The following is a 19484-nucleotide window of genomic DNA, read 5'->3' on the forward strand; positions in this document are numbered from 1 at the left end:
CGCTCAGTCCGAGCCCCCCTTGCCGCGGGGCGGGGAACTGATGGTGACCGCCGACGTCACGATCAGCTCCATCAGGATGTCCCGCGCCAGGTTCTCGGCGTAGTCGTTGCGGGCTTCGGCCGTGGCGATCGCGCGCTCCACCGAGCCTTCCACGATGGCGTTGATCTGCTGGATGTGCAGTTCGCAGATCTGCACCAGGTCGGGGTGGCGCTTCTGGTGGAAGTACAGGAAGCGGCGCGCCAGGGTCTGGAGCATGGCGTGGAACTCGGCCGCGTAGCTGTTGCGCGAGGCGGCGCCGATCTGGCTGGTCAGCGTGAAGTGCAGGCGCATGTACATGCGCATGTCGTTGACGGCCTTCAGCGCTTCCAGCTCCCGGGCCAGGCGCGCCAGTTCGGCGCGCTCGCCGTCGTCGGCCCATTGGGCGGCCTGGGCGACGATCAGCCGCTCTATCTCCCGCCTGGCCTGGATGATCTTCAGCTGGCCCTGGTAGTCGATCTCCGAAATGAAGATGCCCTGGCGCGGGGCGATCTCCACCAGCCGCTGGAACGCCAGCTTCTGCAGCGCGTCGCGCACCGGCGAGCGGCCGATGCCCACGCGCTCGCTCAGCGTGGTCTCGGACCATTGGCTGCCGGGGGGCAACTCCCCGGTGACGATCATTTCCTCCAGGGCGCAATAGGCCTTTTCGGTCTGGCTGACGGCGGTGCGGCCGAAGAGGGGGGCGGACGAGTTCATGGAGTCGGGAGCGCGCGTTGTTGAAGTTCGCGTTTTAACACTTTGCCCGTGCTGTTTTTCGGCAGCTCGTCCAGGAAGACGTAGCGCTTGGGGCGCTTGAAGCGGGCGATCGACGCCAGGCAAAGCCGGTCCAGGTCTTCGGCCCGCGCTTGCGCGCCGGGCTTGAGCACCACGAAGGCCAGCACCGATTCGCCCCATTCCGGGTCGGGCGAGCCCACCACCGAGACTTCCTGGACGGCGTCGTGGCGCATCAGCGCTTCCTCCACCTCCCGGGGATAGATGTTGGTGCCGCCGCTGATGATGACGTCCTTGGAGCGGTCCTTCAGGTGCAGCAGGCCGCGGGCGTCCAGGATGCCGATGTCGCCGGTATGGAGCCAGCCGCCGGCCAGGGTGTCGGCGGTGGCGCGCGGGTTGTTCCAGTAGCCCAGCATCACCGTCGGCCCCTTGACCGTCACTTCGCCCAGCTCTCCCGGCGCCGCCGGCAGGCCGCCGCCGTCGCGCACTTCCACCTCCATCGAGGCCTGCACGTAGCCCACCGAGCCCAGCAGCGCGTCGTCGTTCCGGGCGACGGCCTCGGCCACCTGGGCCGCCGAGAGCGCGGAGATCGACATGGGGCTTTCCCCCTGGCCGTAGATCTGCGCCACGCGCGGCCCGAAGCAGGCGACCGCGGCCTTGATGTCCTCGACATAGAAGGGCGCGCCGCCCACGATCAGGGCGCGCAGGCCCGGCGGCGGCCCCCCGGCCCGGTCGGCCTGGCGGACCATGCGCTGGACGATGGTGGGGGAGGCGAACAGGCTGACCCTGTCGTAGTGCGTGAGCAGGGCGGCCAGCTCGTCTTCGTCCAGCCCGCCGCTGTCCGGGACGATCTGCAGCCCGCCGTGCAGCCAGTAGGGGATGCTGTAGAGGCCGCCGCCATGCGAGAGCGGCGCCACGTGGACCATGGCGTCGCCGGGCGCCACGGCCTGCACGTCGGCGTAGAAGTTCAGGCACATGCCCACCAGGTTGGCGTGGCTGAGCATGACGCCCTTGGGTTTGCCCGTGGTGCCGCTGGTGTAGAAGAGCCAGGCCAGTTCCTGCGGCGGGCGCCGCTCCAGCGGCAGCGCGGGGCCGGCCGCGCCCGCGGCGTAGGCGGCGGACTCCACGTCCTCCACGCGCACGGATTCCAGGTCGCGGGCGACCGGCGCGAGCGCTTCGCACACTTCGCCTTGGGAGAGGCACAGGCGCGCGTCGCTGTCGCGCAGGATGTACTCCAGTTCCCTGGGGTGCAGCTTGGCATTGACGGGCACGGCGCACAGGCCGGCGTGCCAGATGGCAAGCATGGATTCGATGTAGGAAGGATGGTTGCGCAGCGCCAGCATGACGCGTTGTCCGGGCTCCAGGCCCATGGGGCCGCGCAGCCAGCCGGCCAGGGCCTCGACCCGGGCCTGAAGCCTGGCATAGGTAAGCGGGGGCCGGGTGCCCGCGGCCAGCGCGGGAAGGTCGGCGTGCATGAGGGCGCTGCGGTGAAAGAGAGAGCTGAGATGCATGGCGGTCTCTGGATGGGAAGGGGCGCGGTTCAACGGCCGAGCAGGGTGATGCAGGTGACCGCTTCTTCCACGCCGTTGAATCCGCCGCCGTTCTCGGCGATGGCGAAACGCGCGCCTTCGACCTGGCGGCCGCCCGCCTCGCCGCGCAGCTGGGTCACCATTTCATGGACCTGGGCCAGGCCCGTGGCGCCGATGGGATGACCGCGCGACAGCAGGCCGCCGGACACGTTGATGGGGATGCGCCCGCCCAGGCTGGTGGCGCCGGATTCCGCCATCGGCCCGCCTTCGCCGAAGGCGCAAAAGCCCAGCGCCTCGGTCTGCTGGATTTCCGCGAACGCGGTGGCGTCGTGGACTTCCGCCAGCGACATGTCCTTCGGGCCGACGCCGGCGCGCTCATAGGCTTCCAGCGCCGCAAGGTGGCACAGGTGGCGCTCGTACCGGTCGGCGGGGCGGTCGGTCGCGGTGCGCAGCACGCTGGCGTACAGGCGAACCGCCCGCGACTGCCGCAGCCGCTTGAGGCCCTGGGCGTTGCAGACGATGGCGGCGGCGGCGCCGTCGCTGATGGGCGCGCACATGGGCAGCGTCAGCGGCCAGGAGACGGGCCGCGCGGCCAGCGCCTCGTCTATCGTCAGCGGGTACTGGAACTGGGCCAGCGGATTGCGCGTGGAATGCATGTGGTTCTTGGCCGCCACGGCCGCGAGCTGGCGTTGCGTGGTGCCGAAGGTCTTCATGTGCAGCCGGGCCAGGCTGGCATAGATGTCCATGAACACGCTGCGCTTGCCGGGCTCTTCGAAGCCGGGCGGGGGCGTCACGTCGGGGGCCAGCGCCATCAGGCGCGCCATCTGCGCCGGCGCGTCGTGCACGTCCCAGGCGCCGTCGAAGACCGCGAAGCTCTTGGCCTTGTCCTCCGAAAATAGCTTGTCCACGCCCACGGCCAGGCAGATGTCGCCCGCGCCCGAGGCCACGTACAGGTGCGCGGCGTTGAGCGCCGTGCTGGAGCTGGCGCAGGCGTTCTCCACGTTGGTGACGGGAATGCCGGCGATGCCCATGGCTTTCAGCGCGACCTGGCCGGCCACCATGTATTGCCCTTCGATGGACCCCTGGCCGGCGGTGGCGAAATACGCGGCCTGCAGGCCGGCGGCGTCGCAGCCCGCGTCGGCCAGCGCCTGGGTAACGGCGTCGCGCACCAGGTCCTTGACGGACTTGCCGGGCTGCTTGTCGAAGCGGGTGATGCCCACGCCCGCGATGTAGGTGGTCGGATTGCTCATGATTGGATACCGGTGGTGAGTATGGATTCGATGACGTGGCGGTCGGCCTCGACGTCGGCGGCCGATCCGCTCCAGGCGACTTCGCCGTGGTCCAGCACGTACTGGCGATGCGCGAGGCGGGCGGGCACTTTCAGGTTCTGTTCGACCAGCACGATGCCGGTGCCCTGGCGGTGCACTTCCGCGAACACCTCGATCAGGTCGTTGACGATGCGCGGCGCCAGGCCCTCGGTGGGCTCGTCCAGCAACAGGACGCGGGGGTTGCCCAGCAGGGCGCGCGCGATCGACAGCATCTGCTGTTCGCCGCCCGACAGCTGGTCGCCGTCGAAGCCGATGCGTTCCTGCAGGCGGGGAAAGACCTCCAGCACCCGCTCCGCGGTCCAGTAGCCCGGCCGGTGCGCGAGCGCGCCCATTTTCAGGTTCTCGCGCACGGTCAGGTTGGGAAAGATGCGGCGGGTGTCGGGCACCAGCGCGATGCCGTCGCGGCTGATCTGCTCGACGGCGCGGCGCGTGGCGTCCTGGCCGGCCACGAGGCGGCCTCCGGAGGACAGCGGCAGCAGCCCGATCAGGGTCTTCAGCACGGTGGATTTGCCGGCGCCGTTGCGCCCGACGATGGCGACGATCTCGTCCTGGGCGGCGCGCAGCGTGATGTCCTTGAGCGCCAGCGCCTGGCCGTAGTGCACGCTGGCGTGCTGCAGTTCGATCATGCCGCCACCTCTTCGCCCAGGTACACGGCGCGCACGGTGGCGTCGTCCCGGATCGCCTCGGGCGGGCCTTCCGCCACCTTGCGGCCGTTGGACAGCACGACGATGTGTTCCGAAAGCGCCATGACGACGTCCATATTGTGTTCGATCAGCAGCACGGTGCGGCCGGCGGCCGCATGCCGGATCAGCCGGGTGGCCGCGCCGATCTCGTGGTGGCCGACGCCGGCCAGGGGTTCGTCCAGCAGCAGGATGCGGGGATTCGGCAACAGGGTCAGGCCCAATTCCAGCGCGCGCTGCAGGCCGTAGGACAGGGTGCCGGCGACGGCGTCGCGCCAGGGCGCGAGGTCGGTCAGCTCCAGCATGCCGTCGATGGTGGCGGCCAGCCGGCGGTCGTAGCGCGGCGCCAGCCAGAAAGGCAGCAGCCGAGAGTGGCTGATCTGCGCCGCGATCCTCAGGTTCTCCAGCACCGTCATTTCCGGGAAGATCTTGGTGATCTGGAAACTGCGGCCGATGCCGTGGCGGGCGCGTTCGTAGGCGCGCAGCCGCGAGATGTCGGTGCCGTGGCACAGGATGCTGCCGCCGTGGCCGGGAAGATGCCCGGCCAGCACGTTGAGCAGGGTGGTCTTGCCCGCGCCGTTCGGCCCGATCAGGCCGTAGACGCGGCCGGTCTCGAAGGCGTAGCTGAAGTCCTCGATGGCGCGCAGCGCCCCGAACGTCACGCTGACCTTGTCGCACTGCAAAGCGATGTCGTTCATGACAGGCTCCCTTCGCGCGGCGCCAGCGGCGCGGCGGGCGCGGACGCGTCCTCGTCCCCGGCCGGCGCGGCCGATCGTTCCCGGCCCCAGCGGGCCTGCACGGCGCCCAGCACCCCTTGCGGGAAGTACAGCGTGGCCAGGATGAAGACCAGCCCCAGGATGCCGTACCAATAGGGCGTCCAGCCGCTGAGCCATTCCTTCAGCGCTTCGAACAGCAGCACGCCGGCCACGGGGCCCCAGAGCGTGCCGGCGCCGCCCAGCAGGGTCATGATGATCACGTCGCCGGAGGTGGTCCAGTGCAGCATCTGCGGGTTCATGTACATGAGGACGGCGGCCAGCAGGCCGCCGGCCAGGCCGCCGACGGCGCCGGAAACGAGGAAGGTGATCTGCTTGAGGCGCTGCACGTTGTAGCCCAGCTGGCTGGCGCGGATCTCGTTCTGGCGCACGCCGGCCACCGCGCGGCCGAAGGGCGAGGCGCGCAGCATCGCCATCAGGGCCATCACCAGCGCGAACACCACCGCTACGTACCAGTAGAAATTCACGGTATCGAAGAAATCGATGCCGCCGAGTTCGGGGCGGCCGATGCCGGGCAGGCCGTCGGCGCCGCCGGTCCATTCGCGCAGCTTGCTGTCGGCCAGGATGTACATGAGCTGCGACAGGGCCAGCGTGACCAGCGCGAAGAAGATCCCCGAGACGCGCAGCGCGAATACGCTGAAGATCCAGGCGCAGGCCGCGCCGGCCACGATGGCGAGCCCCAGCCCGGCCTCGAACGGCAGGCCGTAGCGCTGCGTGGCCAGGGCCAGGGCGTAGCCGCCCGAGCCCAGGAAGGCGGCGTGCCCGAAGGACACCATGCCCAGCAGGCCGAAGACGAGGTCGAAGCCCACGGCGAAGATCGACCACACCATGATGAGGATGGTGAGGTTGAGCAGGAAATCGTTGCGGGTGAAGAAGGGCACCGCCACCACCACGGCGGCGGCGCACGCGGCGATCACGGCATTTTGGCGGGAAGTCTTCATGCCAGCCTCGCTTGACGGGAAAACAGTCCTTGCGGACGCGTGAGCAGGGTGGCGATCAGCATGGCGAAGGTGAGGATGTCGACCCAGCTGGGCATGAAGGTGTAGCCCACCGCGCGGACCATGCCGATGAGCAGCGATGCCGCCACCACGCCCCGGATATTGCCCAGCCCGCCCAGGATGACGACGATGAAGCAATCGATGATGGTGTTGGTGGCCATGCCCAGTTCGATTGGGAACAGCGGGGCGGAAATGGCGCCCGCCAGGCCGGCCAGCGCCGCGCCCACGCCGAACACGGCGCTGCGGATGGTGGCGGCCGGCAGGCCCAGGATGCGCACCATCTCGCCGTCGCTGCTGGCGGCGCGGACCAGCATGCCGAAGGTGCTTTTCTCCAGCACGAAGAAGAGCGCGGCGGAAACCAGCAGGCCGAAGGCGATCACGAACAGCCGGTAGACGGGGATGGTGCTGCCGGCCAGCTCGACGGTGCCCGCCAGCGGCGCCGGCATCGGCGTTTCCTGGTAGCCCAGGCCCCAGACGATCTTGACCGCTTCGCTGATGACGAGGATGAAGCCGAAGGTCAGGATCAGCTGGTAGAAGTGGGGGCGGGCGTAGAGCGGGCGCAGGGCCAGGCGCTCCATCGCGACGCCGACCAGGCCGACGCCGACCGTCGCCACGGCCAGGCCGGCCACGAAGGAGCCGGTGCGCAATTGGATGTCGAAGGCGAGATAGGCGCCCAGCATGTACAGCGCGCCGTGGGCGAAATTGATGACGCCCAGCATGCCGAAGATTAGCGTAAGGCCGGACGCCAGCAGGAACAGCAGCATTCCCAGGCTCAGGCCGATGATCACGGTGGACATGGCAGATATCCGTCAGGCGGCGCGCGGGCGCGCCGGGGGAAAGGCCGGCCCCCGCGGGGGCCGGCCGGTGTATCGGGAGCGGGGCGTCAGCCTGCGCAGGCCTCGAAGACCTGGTCGGGCGGGAATACGCGGACGATGTCCATCACGTAGGCGGGCTGCGGCGGCTTGCCGGCTTCCACCACGCCCCACAGGCCGTTCTGCATGGCCTGGTGGTCGCAGGCGCGCATGCTCTTCTTTCCTTCCACGGAGTTCTCGCGCACGCTGCCGGCGAACGCCTCGACCCACTTTTCCCGGTCCCAGGTGCCGGTCTTGTCGACCACGTCCAGCCACCAGCTCATGCCGTCGTAGGCCTCGCCCGCGGCGGCGGAGGGGAACTCGTTGTACTTCTTGCGGAAGGCCTCGACGAAGGCCTTGTTGGCGTCGTTCTCGACCGTGAAGTGGTAGCGCACGCCGGACTGCACGCCCACCGACGTGGGGCCCACGCCGGCCGCCATGGTCTCGTCCGCGATGACGGGGCCGAAGATCTTGCGGGTCTTGCCCAGCTCGATCTGGCCGGCCTGCTTCACCATGGTGACGGCGTCCGAGCCGGTCATGAAGAGCGCCACGCCGTCGGCGTTGGAGCGGGCGATCTTGTCGGCGATCGACGAGTAGTCGCGGTTGCCCAGCGGCGGGAAGTCGGCGCCAACGATTTCGATGCCGGCCTTCTCGGCCTCCCGGCGGTACCACTCCCAGCTGTCGCGCGTGGCCTGGTAGTCGGCCGTGACGCCGTAGATGCGCTTGAGCTTCTGTTCCTTGGTGTAGGCCAGCGCCATCCGTTGTTCCATGCCCAGCGTGTTGGAGGTGCGGAACGTGTAGCGCGAGCCGCCCGGGACCGTGATCTTGTCGTCGGCGGACATGGTGACCAGGTGCGGGATCTTGCGCTGCTTGGCGATGTTCATGATCGCCAGCGTGCTGGCGGAACTGACCGCGCCGAAGATCATCTGCGAACCGTCGGAGATGAGGCGGGTGGTTTTCTGCACGGCGGGCTGCGGCTTGGTTTCGTCGTCTTCCCAGGTGACCTGGATGGGCTTGCCCAGCACTTTGCCGCCGCGCTGCTCGATGGCGATGGTGACGCCCTTGCGCATGTCTTCGCCAAAGATGCCGTAGGTGCCCGACAGCGAAACCACGCCGCCGATCTTGAACGTGTCCGGGTCGGCGGCGCGCGCGCTGGTCGCGAACAGGGCGCAGAGCGCCAGCAGGCCGCTTGCGGCGGAACTCCATGTCTTCATTTTTCGTCTCCACGTATTTTTCATTATGGCTCGTAATGTTTTACGTAGCTCAGTTGATATACTACGGCCGAGCCTGTGATCTAAATAATTGGGGTATACCCGCGATCAGGGAGATGAAAAAGCGCCGCCCCAGGGCCGGAGAGGCGCCTGGGGCGGAATCGGGAGTGGTCAAGAAAGGGTCCTGCGGGGGGCCGGGGCGCTCCGGCCGGGGCCTCTACACGGCCAGCTCCATGCTGCGCGTCACTTCTTCCTGCACGCGTTCCCAGATGGCCCGCTTCAGTTCCACGAAGCGCGGCGACAGTTGCACGTCGGCGCTGCGCGGATGGGGCAGGTCGTTGTGGATGTCCTGCACGATGCGGCCGGGCTTGGAGCCCATGACGGCCATGCGGGTGGACAGGGTCGGCGCCTCGTCGATCGAGTGCGTGACGAAGACGATGAAGCTGTAGCGGTTCATCGCTGGGGGCCGGGCAGCAACGGGGGCGCGATTCAGCGCTGGCGCGCGGCGGTCCGGTCCAGGGCGGCGCGCACCAGCCCTTCCACGACCGGGATCACCTTCTCGGCCAGGTCCTCGCGATAGCCGTAGGGATGCGTTTCGTCCATGTAGGTGGACTGGCACATTTCCAGCTGGATGGCGTGGACGTTGTCTGCCGGCGCGCCGTAGTGGCGCGTGATGTAGCCGCCCTTGAAGCGGCCGTTGACGGCCCAGGTGTAGGCCGAACAGTCGCGCAGGCCGTCCTCGACCGCAGCCAGGATGTCGGGCGCGCAGGCGGCGCCGTCGGCGGTGCCGATGTTCAGGTCGGGCAGCTTGCCTTCGAACAAGCGGGGCAGCACGCTGGCGATCGAATGGGCTTCCCACAGCAGCACCGTGCCGTGCTCGGCCTTGATGCGGTCCAGCTCTTCCCGCAGCTTGGCGTGATAGGGCTGCCAGTAGGTCTGCAGCCGGTGGGCGCGTTCGGCGTCCGTCGGCACGGCGTCGTTCAGGTAGAGGGCGTCGCCGCGGAAGGTCTGCGTCGGGCACAGACCGGTCTTGGTCTGGCCCGGATACAGGCTTTCGTCATTGGGCGGGCGGTTCAGGTCCACCACGTAGCGCGAATAGCGCGCGCCCAGGATCGAGGCGCCCATGGCCTCGGCGTAGCGGTACAGCGTGTCCAGGTGCCAGTCGGTGTCGCCCGACTCCAGGCCGACGGGGGTCATCTGCGCGCGCTGCGCATCGGGGATCTGACTGCCCAGGTGGGGGATGGAAATGAGCAGCGGAGCGGTGCCGCGGCGGAATTGGTAAATATCGCTCAAGAAAGACTCCGGGGGAAAAGACGGGCGCCGCGGGCGGCTTGCGGGGATATGCTAGGCAGCGTCCTTGGGTATCCGGTATTGCATTACGAACTGCAATGCTGATCATCATAAGGGATGATGCAAATCAGAGTCGGCGGCCCACGGCGGGCCCGCGCTCCAGGCGCGCGCGATGCCATCGATCAGGAGGCGCACCTTGGGCGCCAGGTGGCGGCGGTGGGGATAGACGGCGCATACCGGCGCGCCGGCGGGCGCGACGGATTCCAGCACCGCCACCAGGCGGCCGGCCCGCAGGTCCGCGCCGACCAGGAAGGCGCCCAGCTGGGCGATGCCTTCGCCCGCCAGCGCCGCGTCGCGCAAGGCTTCCGTATTGCCCATCCGCAGCCGTCCCGCCACCTGCACCTGGCGTTCCTGTCCGGCGGCCGCGTAGCGCCAGGGCACCAGCGCCCCGGCGTGGGTAAAGGCCAGGGTCTGGTGGCGGGCCAGGTCGTCCGGGGCGGCGGGGGCGCCGTGGCGGTCCAGGTAGCCCGGCGAGGCGCAGGTGATCAGGCGGTGCGGCGCCAGCACCCGCCGCACCAGCCGGCTGTCGGTCTCGCCGCCGATGCGGATCGCCACGTCGACGCCGTCGCGCACCAGGTCGATGTAGTCGTCCGAGAAGCTGACGTCCGCCTCCACGCCGGGCCATTCCCTCAGGTAGTCGCGCAGCAGCGGCATGACGTGCAGCCGGCCCAGCGATACCGGCAGGTCCACGCGCAGCCGTCCCCGCGGCGCCTGCTTGCGGCTGTCCATGGCATCGGCCGCGTTCTCCACTTCGGCCAGGATGCGCAGCGCGTGCTCGTAGAAGACGCGGCCCTCGTCGCTGAGGCTGACGCTGCGGGTACTGCGATGGAGCAGCCGCGCGCCCAGGCCCTGTTCCAGGCGGGCGATGCACTTGCCGATGGCGGACCGGGACAGGCCCAGTTTCTCGGCCGCCGCGGTGAAGCTCTGCGCGTCGGCCACGCGCACGAAGGCCAGCAGGTCTCCGACGTGATCCAGACGGGCGGCGGGCAGCGGAGGATTGCGCACGATTCGTCCCTGATGTTTATCGAATAGCCTACTTTATCAGCTGGCTGGAAACAGTAGAGTGTTCAAGGGTCGGCCCGGCTCGGGCCTTTCCTGGAATCTCTCGACATGACCCGCGGCGCCTTTTCCCCGTCCTCCACGCCCGAACCGCCGCCCGCCTCGGGCGCGCGGCATTCCTGGCTGGCCGTCACGGCCGTCGGCATGGCCACGTTCTGCGTCGTCACGACCGAAATGCTGCCGGTGGGGCTGTTCGTCCCGATCACCGCGGCGCTGGACGTCTCGGTGGGCATGGGCGGCTTCATGCTGTTCGTGCCCGCCATCCTGGCGGCGCTGTTCGCGCCGCTGGTGGTGGTGGGGGCGAAGGGGGCGGACCGGCGCGCCATGCTTTGCGGCCTGCTGGCGCTGCTGGCGGGGGCGAACGCCGCCAGCGCGCTGGCGCCCAGCATGCCGTGGTTCCTGGCGGCGCGCGTGCTGGTGGGTTTCTGCATCGGCGGCGTCTGGGCGATCGCGGGCGGACTGGCGGCTCGGCTGGCCGCGCCTGAGAGAGCGGGGCTGGCGACCGCCATCATTTTCGGCGGCGTGGCGGTGGCTTCCGTGCTGGGCGTGCCGCTGGGCGCGTTCATCGGCGGCCTGGCGGGATGGCGCGCGGCCTTCGGCGCCATGGCGGCGTTGTGCGCGGGCGTGCTGCTGCTGAATCTGCTGAGCCTGCCGCCGCTGCCCGCCGAGCGCAGGCTGAGCGCGCGCCAGCTGGCGTCGCAACTGGCCAATCCCGCCTTGCGGCGGGGCCTGCTCATTACGCTGTGCCTGGTCGCGGGCCATTTCATGGCCTACACCTATGTGCGGCCGCTGCTGCAATCCCAAGCGGGATTCGGGCCGGCCTGGATCGGGCCGCTGCTCTTCGCCTATGGCGCGGCCGGCGTGGCCGGCAATTTCGCCGCCGGGATCGCCGCGGCCCGCCGTCCCGCCGCGACGCTGCGGGCCATCGCGGCCGGGCTTTTCGCGACCTTGCTGCTGCTGGGCGCGCTGGGCGGCCACGGTCCGGCGGCCGTGGTTCTGCTGCTCGCGTGGGGATTGGCGTACGGCGGCGTGTCGGTGGCGTTGCAGACCTGGATGATGCAGGCGGCGCCGCGGGCCGTCGAAGCGGCCACCGCGCTGTTCGTGGCGGTGTTCAACCTGGGCATCGCCGCCGGCTCCCTGCTGGGCGTGCCCAGCGTGGACGCCCTGGGCCTGCAGGCCAATCTGTGGCTGGCCGCCGCGTGCATGCTGGCGCCGCTGGCGATATTGGCCCGGGCAGGGGGGCCTTGCGCCGCGCGGCCGGCCGGGAGCGCCTAGGCGCGGAAGGCGCGCAGCAGGGTGTCCACCCCGTAGCGGCAGGCGGCCAGGTGTTCGGCATCGGGGCCGCCGACGCTGCCGCCGGACAGCCGGGCATGGGAAGCGATGCCGTTGATCAGGTTGCCCAGCGTGAGCGCGGCGCGGCGCGGATCGTCGATGCGCAACTCGCCGCGTTCGCAGGCATCGCGCAGGCAGTGTTCGAGCGGCGCGTGGATCTGGGTTTCCACGGCCTGCCGCAGCGCTTCGGCCAATTGCGGCATGCGATGGCATTCCGATACCAGCAGGCGATACAAGGCCACGGACCTGGGCTGGAGCGCGTAGTCCAGCAGGCGCACGGCCAGTTCGTGCAGCGCGGTGTCGACGGGCGGTTCCAGCACGGTATCCGGGAACACGGCGGCGCGCAGTCCGTCCAGCTCATGCTGCAGCACGGCTGCCAGCAGGCCTTCCTTGTTGCCGAACAATTGATAGGCGGTGGCCGCCGAGCCTCCGGCCTGCTGGAGCACGCGCTGGATCGAGGTCTGCGCATAGCCGTGTTCCAGCAGCGATTGCGCGGCCGCGTCGAGCAGGCGCGCGCGCCGCGCTTCGCCTTTTCCGGTCAGCGGACGCGCCGTCGGACCGTGGGAAACCGTGTTCACTTCGTCCTCCTGCCTCCGGCCCTGCCGGGGCGGTCATGGGGCCGGCCAATCGGGCCAGGCGTGTAATGTATAGTACATTACACCGTTGAGCAATTCATGCGCCGCCGCCGGGCACGGGCCGCGCATCTCGCATAAAGGCGGCCGCGATGACCGACGACCTCGTCCAATTGGGCAAGCTGGTGAGCTTGGGGCTGGCCCTCATGCTGCCGCTGGCCAACCCCCTGACTTCCATGACGCTGCTGCTGTCCCTGGGCCAGCACATTCCCTACAAGGAGCGCGAGCGCCAGGTGACGCAGGCGGCGTTCTATGTGGTCGCCATCATGGTGGTGACCTACTACGCCGGCGCCTGGATCATGCATACCTTCGGCATTTCGATCCCGGGGCTGCGCATCGCGGGCGGGCTGATCGTGGCCAGCATCGGCTTCAGCATGGTGTTCCCGTCCGGCGACACCGGCGCCTCCGAGGCCGACGTGGCCGACGCGCAGGCCAACCGCCAGGTGCCCAATATCGCGTTCGTGCCGCTGGCCCTGCCTGGGACCGCGGGGCCGGGCACCATCGCCATGATCATCAGCGGCGCGGCCTCGGTCGATTCGACGCTGGCGCACGATTACGCCCCGTGGGTGGTGGCGGTGACGCCGGTAATCGTGTTCTCCCTGCTGGGCCTGCTGTTCTGGATCTGCCTGCGATCGGCCGGCCGCATCGTGGCGGTGATCGGCCAAGGCGGGGTGGAGGCCATTTCCCGCATCATGGGCTTCCTGCTGGTGTGCATGGCGGTGCAGTTCGTCATCAACGGCGTGCTGGAAATCGTGCAGCAATATGGCGCGAGCTAGCCGCGCCGCGCCGCGGGCGCTTGCCATCGCAGGGCGCGCCGCGCTCAGTCTGTTGCTGGCATTTTCCGCGCTATGGGGCTGCCTGGCGCTGGGCTACCGGGTGCCCGCGGGCGCGGCCGTCAAGGGCGTGGCCGTGCTCGCCTGGGCCGGGCTGTGCGGGTACGCGGCGGTGGCGCTGTGGCGCGGGGGGCCGCGCCGCGCCCTCTGGGCCTATCTGATCGGGCTGGCCGCGCTGGGCGGCTGGTGGCAGACGCTGGCCCCCTCCAACGACCGGGTGTGGGCCGACGACGTGGCGAGGACGCTGCGGGGCAGCGTCGCGGGGTCGGTCGTCACGCTGGAAAACGTGCGCAACTTCGATTGGCAGCCGGACACCGATGCCCGCTACACGCCGCGCTGGGAAACCGCGCGCTACGACCTCGACCAGCTCGCGTCCGTGGACATGGTCCTGTCGTACTGGGGCAGCCCGGCCATCGCGCACACGCTCGTGTCCTTCGGTTTCCGCGACGGCCGCCAGGTCGTGTTCTCGGTCGAGATCCGCAAGGAACGCGGCGAACAGTTCTCCGAGATCGGCGGCTTCTTCAAACAGTTCGAACTGAGCGTCGTCGCCGCGCAAGAGCGCGACATTCTCTACGTGCGGGCGGGGCCGCGCGCCGAGCGCGTGTATCGCTACCCGGTCGGCATGCCCGTGCCCGCCATGCGCGAACTGTTCCTGTCCTACGTGCGCACCGCCAACGAACTGGCCGATACGCCGCGCTTCTACCATACGGTGACGGCCAACTGCACCACGCTGGTCTACAGCATGGTGCGCGCCATCGTTCCGGGCTTGCCCATGGACTACCGCATCCTGCTGTCGGGCTACTTGCCGGAGTACCTGTACGAGCAGGGCGGGCTGGACCGCGGCCAGCCGTTGGCGGCGCTGCGCGAGCAGGCGTTCATCGGCGCGCCGGCCCGGCCGGGGCCGGACCCGGTCGAGTTTTCCCGCGCCATCCGCCACGCGGCGCCCGCCAGGAGCGCGCCATGATGGCGGTGCCAGGCCGCGGCCAGGCGGCGGGGCTGCGGGGCGTTGCCGTCCTGGCGGCGTTGCTGTGCGCGGGCTGCGCGGGCGTCAAGGTGTCTTCCGTCAGCACGCAGGACTACATCGCCCAGCGGCGTGGCGACGTGCTCACCACCGGCCGGCTCAGCGCGTCGGCGCGCGAGGCCATGGCCGTGCTGGGCCTGAACGCGCAGGCCTGCCTCAAGGACCGCGACGCCTGCACCCGGTCGCTGGCGGAGACGGACGGGCTGGATAGCGAGCGGCGCCTGGCCACGCTGTCCGAAGTCTGGCTGATGGATGCCCTGGCGGCCGAAAAGCAGCGGCCCGCCGGCAAGGCGGAAAAGGATCAGCTGCTGGATGCGTATCTGCAGACCGCGCGGGCCGCCTATGCGTATCTGTTCTTCACGCCGCGCTCGCCCAGCGACCGCGCCTTCGAGGACCGGCAGACCCAGGTGCGCGACTACTACAACTACGCCGTGCAGCAGGCCGTCACGCGCCTGTTCGAGCAGTATCGCGGCCGTCCGCCCGAGCCGGGCCTCGCCGTGGCCGCGGGCCCCTGGCAGGTGCGGGGCGAGATGTCGGAAGTCAAGCTTGCCCGCGGCTTGCGCCTGCCGCTGGACCTGGTGCCCGCTTCCACCCTGACGTTCCAGGGCCTGCGCAGCATGTACCGCCGCGACGGCTTCGGCGCCGAACTGGTGGCGGTCACGGCCCGGCGCGTGAACGACGCCGATACCTTCAAGACGCCGTACAGCGAAACGCCGTTCCCGGCGGTGACGGCCATCCTGAGCTTTCCCGGCGACACGCTGGAACAGGTGATGGCCACGCGGGAGGCCACCCTGACCGGATACGATCCCTACCGGCGCGACGCCGTGCAATTGGGCGGCATCCAGGTGCCCCTGGCCGCGAATTTCACCTCGGGCTACGGCCTGTGGCTCGCGCGTTCCGGCTTCGCCACGCAGGCCCTGCGCAATGTGCTGGGCAGCGAGGAGGGCATCGAGGCGCCGCACGTGTACCTGTTGCAGCCCTACGATCCGGGCCGGCGCATCATCATCATGCTGCATGGCCTGGCGAGCAGCCCGGAGGCCTGGATCAACGTGGCCAATGAGGTGCTGGGCGACGAGACGCTGCGCCAGCATTACCAGATCTGGCAGATCTATTACCCCACCAACGCGCCGCTGGCGGTGAACAACCGCGCCATCCGCGACGCGCTGGGCCAGACCATGGCGCATTTCGACCCCGCCGGCACGGCCCAGTCCTCGCGCGATGCCGTGGTCATCGGCCACAGCATGGGCGGCGTGCTGAGCCGGCTGCTGGTGTCCTCGTCCGGCACGGTGCTGTGGGACGCGCTGCGCGACCAGGGCCGGCTGGACGACGCCCGTCTCCAACAGGCGCATGCCGAGTTCGATCCGTTCCTGAGCTTCGACGCCTTCCCCGGCATCACGCGGGCGGTGTTCATCGCGGCGCCTCACCGGGGCACGCCCTTCGCCGAGAACACGCTGTCGCGCTGGCTGTCCAACCTGATCACGCTGCCGGCCGCGGTGGTCGGGAAGTTCGCCAGGCTCAGCCGCCTGGCCGGCCCGGACGGCGCTCCGCCGCCTGAATCCCCGGTCCGCGTGCCCAACGGCGTGGACAACCTGAGCGAGAACGACCGCTACATCCAGCTGACCGCCGGAATGCCGATTTCGCCGTCGGTGCGCTATCACAGCATCATCGCGAACGACACGCCCGGCGTGCCGCTGGCCGACTCGGACGACGGCCTGGTGCCTTACCGCAGCGCGCACCTGGACGGCGCCGAATCCGAGAAAATCATCCGCTATTCGCACAGCGTGCAAGAGACGCCGCAGGCGATTCTGGAACTGCGCCGCATCCTGAGGCTGCAGTTGGGGCAGGGGGCGCCATGACGTCCTGGCTGATCATCGGCGTCGTGGGCATCGCCGTCGGCGGGCTGGGCGCGGCGTTGCTGCGCCACCCCGGCATCGTGTTCTACGACTGGATCGCGACGCGGGCCGGCGAACGGCGCGCGCGCCGGCTAGCGTCCCGGCCTGTCGAGGCCCAGATGGCCGCGCAGGGTGTCGTGTTCGTATTCCCTGCGGAACAGCCCGCGGCGTTGCAGCACGGGGATCACCTGCTCGACGAAGTCGTCGATGCCTCCGGGCAGCGAGGGCGGCATCAGGTTGAAGCCGTCGGCTCCCTGGTTGCGATACCAGTGCTCCATCCGGTCGGCGATCTGTTCGGGCGTGCCGACCATGGTGCAGTGGCCGCCGCCGGCCGCCAGCCAGCCGAGCAACTGGCGGACGGTGGGCTGCTCGGTCTCGATGATGCGCAGGATGGTCGCGTACCGGCCCTGCGGTCCCTTGAACTCCGATAAGGGGGGCAGGGGCGGCACCGGCGCGTCCAGCTCCCAGCCCGAGCAGTCCTGCAGCACGAACATGCCCAGTTGGCGCAGCGACGCGTCGCTGGGCAGCAGTTCGTCCAGCTCGCGCTGCTTGGCGCGGGCCTCGGCCTCGGTCGAGCCGACATAGGTGACCAGCCCCGGCATGATGGGCACGAAGGCCTCGCGGCCGGCGGCCAGCACCCGCTGCTTGATGTCGCGGTAATAGGCCTGGGCGGCGGGCAAATCGTAGGCGACGGCATAAATGGCCTCGGCGCGTCTGGCGGCTAGGTCGCGGCCCTGGTCGGAGGCGCCGGCCTGGAAGAGCACGGGATGGCCCTGGGGCGGGCGCGGCACGGTCAGGGGGCCGTCGACCAGGAAGTGCTCGCCGTGGTGATCGATCTTGCGCACGCGGTCGGGCACGCCGTAGTTCCCGCCGCGGTCGATGGCCAGGGCGTCGTCGCTCCACGAATCGAACAGCCGAAGCGCGACGTCCACGAATTCTTCGGCGCGCGCATAGCGCCAGTCGTGCCCGGGCATGGACGGGTAGCCGTGGTTGCGCGCCTCGGCGTCGAACATCGAGGTGACCACGTTCCAGCCCATGCGCCCGCCGGATATGTGATCCAGCGAGGCGACCATGCGGGCCGCGTGGAAGGGCGTGAAAAAGGTGCTCGATACCGTGCTGATCAGGCCGATGCGCGTGGTGGCGCGGGCGAGGGCGGCCATGGTGGTCAGCGGCTCCAGGTACCAGCGCGGCCCGTCGCCGATGTTGTCGACCGACTGGCCGTCGGCGAAGAAGATGGCGTCGAGTTTGCCGCGTTCGGCGGTGCGGGCCAGTTCCTCGTAATAGCGGATGTCGCCCAGGCGCTCGACGGGGGAGTCCGGGTGGCGCCAGGCGGCGCGGTGATGGCCGCAAGCGAAAATGAACAGATTCAGGTGCAACATGGCGGTCGGTGTCCGGCGCGGCCGGCGGCTGGGAAGGCTGAAAACGGGGGCGGGCTCGGCGCGCCCGCGGGCGGAGACGCGCAAGGGGTGCCGCAAGCGGGCGAACTTAGCATAAATGCGGGCGGGGGGCGCGCGCCAGCGCGCCTGCGCAAAGGCGTTGACATTGCCGCGCCGCTCTCCTAACCTTGCGGCACTTCCTGGGGGAGCCCTGATGGGCTGAGATTCCGCGCTGCCGCGGTAACCCTTTGAACCTGATCCGGGTAATGCCGGCGAAGGGAAGGACACCGCAAGACTCGCGCGCCCTCCCTAGACTTCCATTCATCTTGCGGCCCCCCTTGGTCGGGCGGGGCCGTCGCGTTGCGCGTCCGGCTGCCCGCCGGAAGCGGGAGGACCGATTCCCATGCTGACCCAATCCGTCGCCCTGATGTGGCTGCTGCTGTTCTCCGGCGGTTTCGCGGTGGCGAGCGTCCTGTACACCCGGCGCAAGCGGGGCACGCTGGAAGACTACATCGTGGCCCGCAACAGCCAGGGGCCGGTCGGCACCATCCTGACGCTGATGGCGTCCACGCTGGGCGCATGGATCCTGTTCTCGCCCGCGCAGGCGGCAACCTGGGGCGGCCTGGCGGCCGTGATCGGCTACGCGCTGGGATCGATGTCGCCGCGGCTGGTGATGATCCCGCTGGGGCGCCGCATGCGCGAACTGATCCCGCACGGGCATACCCTCACCGAATTCCTGATGGCCCGCTACGGCCGCCCCATGTACGGGCTGGCGCTGTTCATCATGCTGTTCTATCTCTTCATCGCGCTGTCGGCCGAGGTCACGGCGATCGCCAAGCTGGTCACCATGCTGGCGCCCGTGCCCTTGTGGGCCACGGCGGCCATCGTGATGGGCACCACCTTGCTCTACACCACCTACGGCGGCCTGCGCTCGTCCATCTTCACCGACCAGGTGCAGATGATGGTGATCGTGCCCTTGCTGGTGATCCTGTGCGTGGTCGGCTGGCAGGCGGCGGGCGGGGCGCTGCCCACCATCGAGGCGCTGCAGGCCAAGGCGCCGCAGCTGCTGGACCTGACCGACCCGGTCGGCGTGAAGGCCGGCCTGACGTTCTTCGTGGCCATCCTGCTGACCGGCATTTTCCACCAGGGCAACTGGCAGCGCATCTATGCCGCGCGCGACGCGCGCTCCATGCGCAACGGCTTCCTGCTGGGCGGCGTGCTGGTCGCGCCCTTCATTTTCCTGATGGGCCTGTTCGGCCTGGCCTTCGTGGGCCTGGCCCCGCAGGGCGACAGCTCCATTGCGCTGTTCAGCGTCATCATGCCGCATGCGCCGGCCTGGTTCGTGATCGCCCTGATCCCGCTGGGCCTGTCGCTGGTCATGAGCACGGCGGATACGGCGATCAGCGCCGTGTCCAGCATCATCGCGGTCGATCTGCGCCGCCTCATGCCCAATGCCGGATCCATGACCATGAAGCGCCTGGCGCGCTGGCTGGTGCTGTTGATGGCCATCCCGGTGATGATCGTGGCCTCGCAGGGCTACAGCGTGCTGTACCTGTTCCTGCTGGCCGACCTGCTGTGCTCGGCGGCGGCATTCCCGGTGTTCTACGGCCTCTTCAGCCGCAAGCACGACGGCCTGACCGCCACCACCGCCACGATCACCGGCCTGCTCGCCGGCCTGTATTACTTCCCGGCGCCTGGCGACAAGCCGACCTTTCTGCTGGAGTCCTTCCTGCTCGCCGCGCTGGTGCCGGTGATCACGACCGTCGTGATGCGCTTCCTGCTGCGCGGCCGCAAGGAGTTCGATTTCGCGACCCTGAGCGCCGCCGTGCGCAGGCTGGATCAGGACACGGTCTGATCCGGACGATCAGGGAA

The 19484-nt window shown here is 69.5% G+C and carries 17 protein-coding genes, 1 pseudogene and 1 riboswitch; of the genes and pseudogenes, 5 read left to right on the top strand and 13 right to left on the bottom strand.

Going from position 1 to position 19484, the window contains the following annotated elements; translation table 11 throughout:
* Positions 1-3: 3 nt before the first annotated feature.
* From ADE01S_RS05400 to ADE01S_RS05450, 11 genes and pseudogenes are all read right to left on the bottom strand, one after another.
* On the bottom strand, positions 4-732 hold the full coding sequence (locus ADE01S_RS05400; protein ID WP_062680442.1) for a GntR family transcriptional regulator: 729 nt from the start codon (positions 730-732) through the stop codon (positions 4-6).
* Entirely contained in the window at positions 729-2258 is a 1530-nt protein-coding gene (locus ADE01S_RS05405) for an AMP-binding protein (protein WP_062680443.1), read from the bottom strand. The genes ADE01S_RS05400 and ADE01S_RS05405 overlap by 4 nt, the downstream gene beginning before the upstream one ends.
* Positions 2259-2287: 29 nt before the next feature.
* A complete protein-coding gene (locus ADE01S_RS05410) occupies positions 2288-3526 on the bottom strand; it encodes a thiolase family protein (protein WP_062680444.1) in 1239 nt (412 codons plus the stop codon).
* Entirely contained in the window at positions 3523-4230 is a 708-nt protein-coding gene (locus ADE01S_RS05415; protein ID WP_062680445.1) for an ABC transporter ATP-binding protein, read from the bottom strand. The genes ADE01S_RS05410 and ADE01S_RS05415 overlap by 4 nt, the downstream gene beginning before the upstream one ends.
* Entirely contained in the window at positions 4227-4982 is a 756-nt protein-coding gene (locus ADE01S_RS05420; RefSeq protein WP_062680446.1) for an ABC transporter ATP-binding protein, read from the bottom strand. Before ADE01S_RS05420 ends, ADE01S_RS05415 begins: the two co-directional genes overlap by 4 nt.
* Positions 4979-5998, bottom strand: coding sequence for a branched-chain amino acid ABC transporter permease (locus ADE01S_RS05425; protein WP_062680447.1), 1020 nt, complete (start codon positions 5996-5998; stop codon positions 4979-4981). Before ADE01S_RS05425 ends, ADE01S_RS05420 begins: the two co-directional genes overlap by 4 nt.
* Entirely contained in the window at positions 5995-6852 is an 858-nt protein-coding gene (locus ADE01S_RS05430; protein ID WP_062680448.1) for a branched-chain amino acid ABC transporter permease, read from the bottom strand. The genes ADE01S_RS05425 and ADE01S_RS05430 overlap by 4 nt, the downstream gene beginning before the upstream one ends.
* A gap of 86 nt (positions 6853-6938) precedes the next feature.
* On the bottom strand, positions 6939-8120 hold the full coding sequence (locus ADE01S_RS05435) for an ABC transporter substrate-binding protein (protein ID WP_087881377.1): 1182 nt from the start codon (positions 8118-8120) through the stop codon (positions 6939-6941).
* A 214-nt stretch (positions 8121-8334) separates the two neighbouring features.
* Positions 8335-8556: pseudogene (locus ADE01S_RS05440) on the bottom strand (ATP-binding protein); the annotation flags it as partial.
* A 50-nt stretch (positions 8557-8606) separates the two neighbouring features.
* Positions 8607-9410 (bottom strand): N-formylglutamate deformylase, encoded by an 804-nt coding sequence (gene hutG / locus ADE01S_RS05445; RefSeq protein WP_062680450.1) that lies wholly within the window; start codon positions 9408-9410, stop codon positions 8607-8609.
* Positions 9411-9515: 105 nt separating this feature from the next.
* Complete coding sequence (locus ADE01S_RS05450) at positions 9516-10472, bottom strand: LysR family transcriptional regulator (RefSeq protein ID WP_082775711.1); 957 nt, start codon at positions 10470-10472, stop codon at positions 9516-9518.
* Between the two features lie 105 nt (positions 10473-10577).
* On the opposite strand from ADE01S_RS05450, the gene ADE01S_RS05455 reads away from it, so the two are divergent.
* Complete coding sequence (locus ADE01S_RS05455) at positions 10578-11801, top strand: MFS transporter (protein WP_062680451.1); 1224 nt, start codon at positions 10578-10580, stop codon at positions 11799-11801.
* Here the strand turns inward: ADE01S_RS05455 and ADE01S_RS05460 are convergent.
* Entirely contained in the window at positions 11798-12436 is a 639-nt protein-coding gene (locus ADE01S_RS05460; protein WP_062680452.1) for a TetR/AcrR family transcriptional regulator, read from the bottom strand. The genes ADE01S_RS05455 and ADE01S_RS05460 overlap by 4 nt on opposite strands.
* A 146-nt stretch (positions 12437-12582) precedes the next feature.
* Here ADE01S_RS05460 and ADE01S_RS05465 point away from each other — a divergent pair, with 146 nt between their 5' ends.
* The 3 genes from ADE01S_RS05465 to ADE01S_RS05475 are packed head-to-tail and all read left to right on the top strand — an operon-like array spanning position 12583 to position 16200.
* Positions 12583-13266: a MarC family NAAT transporter gene (locus ADE01S_RS05465; RefSeq protein WP_062680453.1), complete on the top strand. Its 684-nt coding sequence runs from the start codon at positions 12583-12585 to the stop codon at positions 13264-13266.
* The gene (locus ADE01S_RS05470; protein WP_062680454.1) at positions 13253-14287 is read left to right on the top strand and encodes an Lnb N-terminal periplasmic domain-containing protein; all 1035 of its coding nucleotides are present in this window, start codon (positions 13253-13255) and stop codon (positions 14285-14287) included. The genes ADE01S_RS05465 and ADE01S_RS05470 overlap by 14 nt, the downstream gene beginning before the upstream one ends.
* A complete protein-coding gene (locus ADE01S_RS05475) occupies positions 14284-16200 on the top strand; it encodes an esterase/lipase family protein (protein ID WP_062680455.1) in 1917 nt (638 codons plus the stop codon). Before ADE01S_RS05470 ends, ADE01S_RS05475 begins: the two co-directional genes overlap by 4 nt.
* A gap of 128 nt (positions 16201-16328) precedes the next feature.
* On the opposite strand, the gene ADE01S_RS05480 is transcribed toward ADE01S_RS05475, so the two are convergent.
* Entirely contained in the window at positions 16329-17615 is a 1287-nt protein-coding gene (locus tag ADE01S_RS05480) for an LLM class flavin-dependent oxidoreductase (protein ID WP_062680456.1), read from the bottom strand.
* 189 nt (positions 17616-17804) lie between these two features.
* Positions 17805-17910, top strand: a riboswitch (TPP riboswitch).
* Positions 17911-18015: 105 nt separating this feature from the next.
* Here ADE01S_RS05480 and ADE01S_RS05485 point away from each other — a divergent pair.
* The gene (locus ADE01S_RS05485) at positions 18016-19467 is read left to right on the top strand and encodes a sodium:solute symporter family protein (RefSeq protein ID WP_062680457.1); all 1452 of its coding nucleotides are present in this window, start codon (positions 18016-18018) and stop codon (positions 19465-19467) included.
* Positions 19468-19484: the final 17 nt, after the last annotated feature.

It is taken from the genome of Achromobacter denitrificans NBRC 15125 (assembly GCF_001571365.1).
Classification (GTDB): domain Bacteria; phylum Pseudomonadota; class Gammaproteobacteria; order Burkholderiales; family Burkholderiaceae_B; genus Achromobacter; species Achromobacter denitrificans.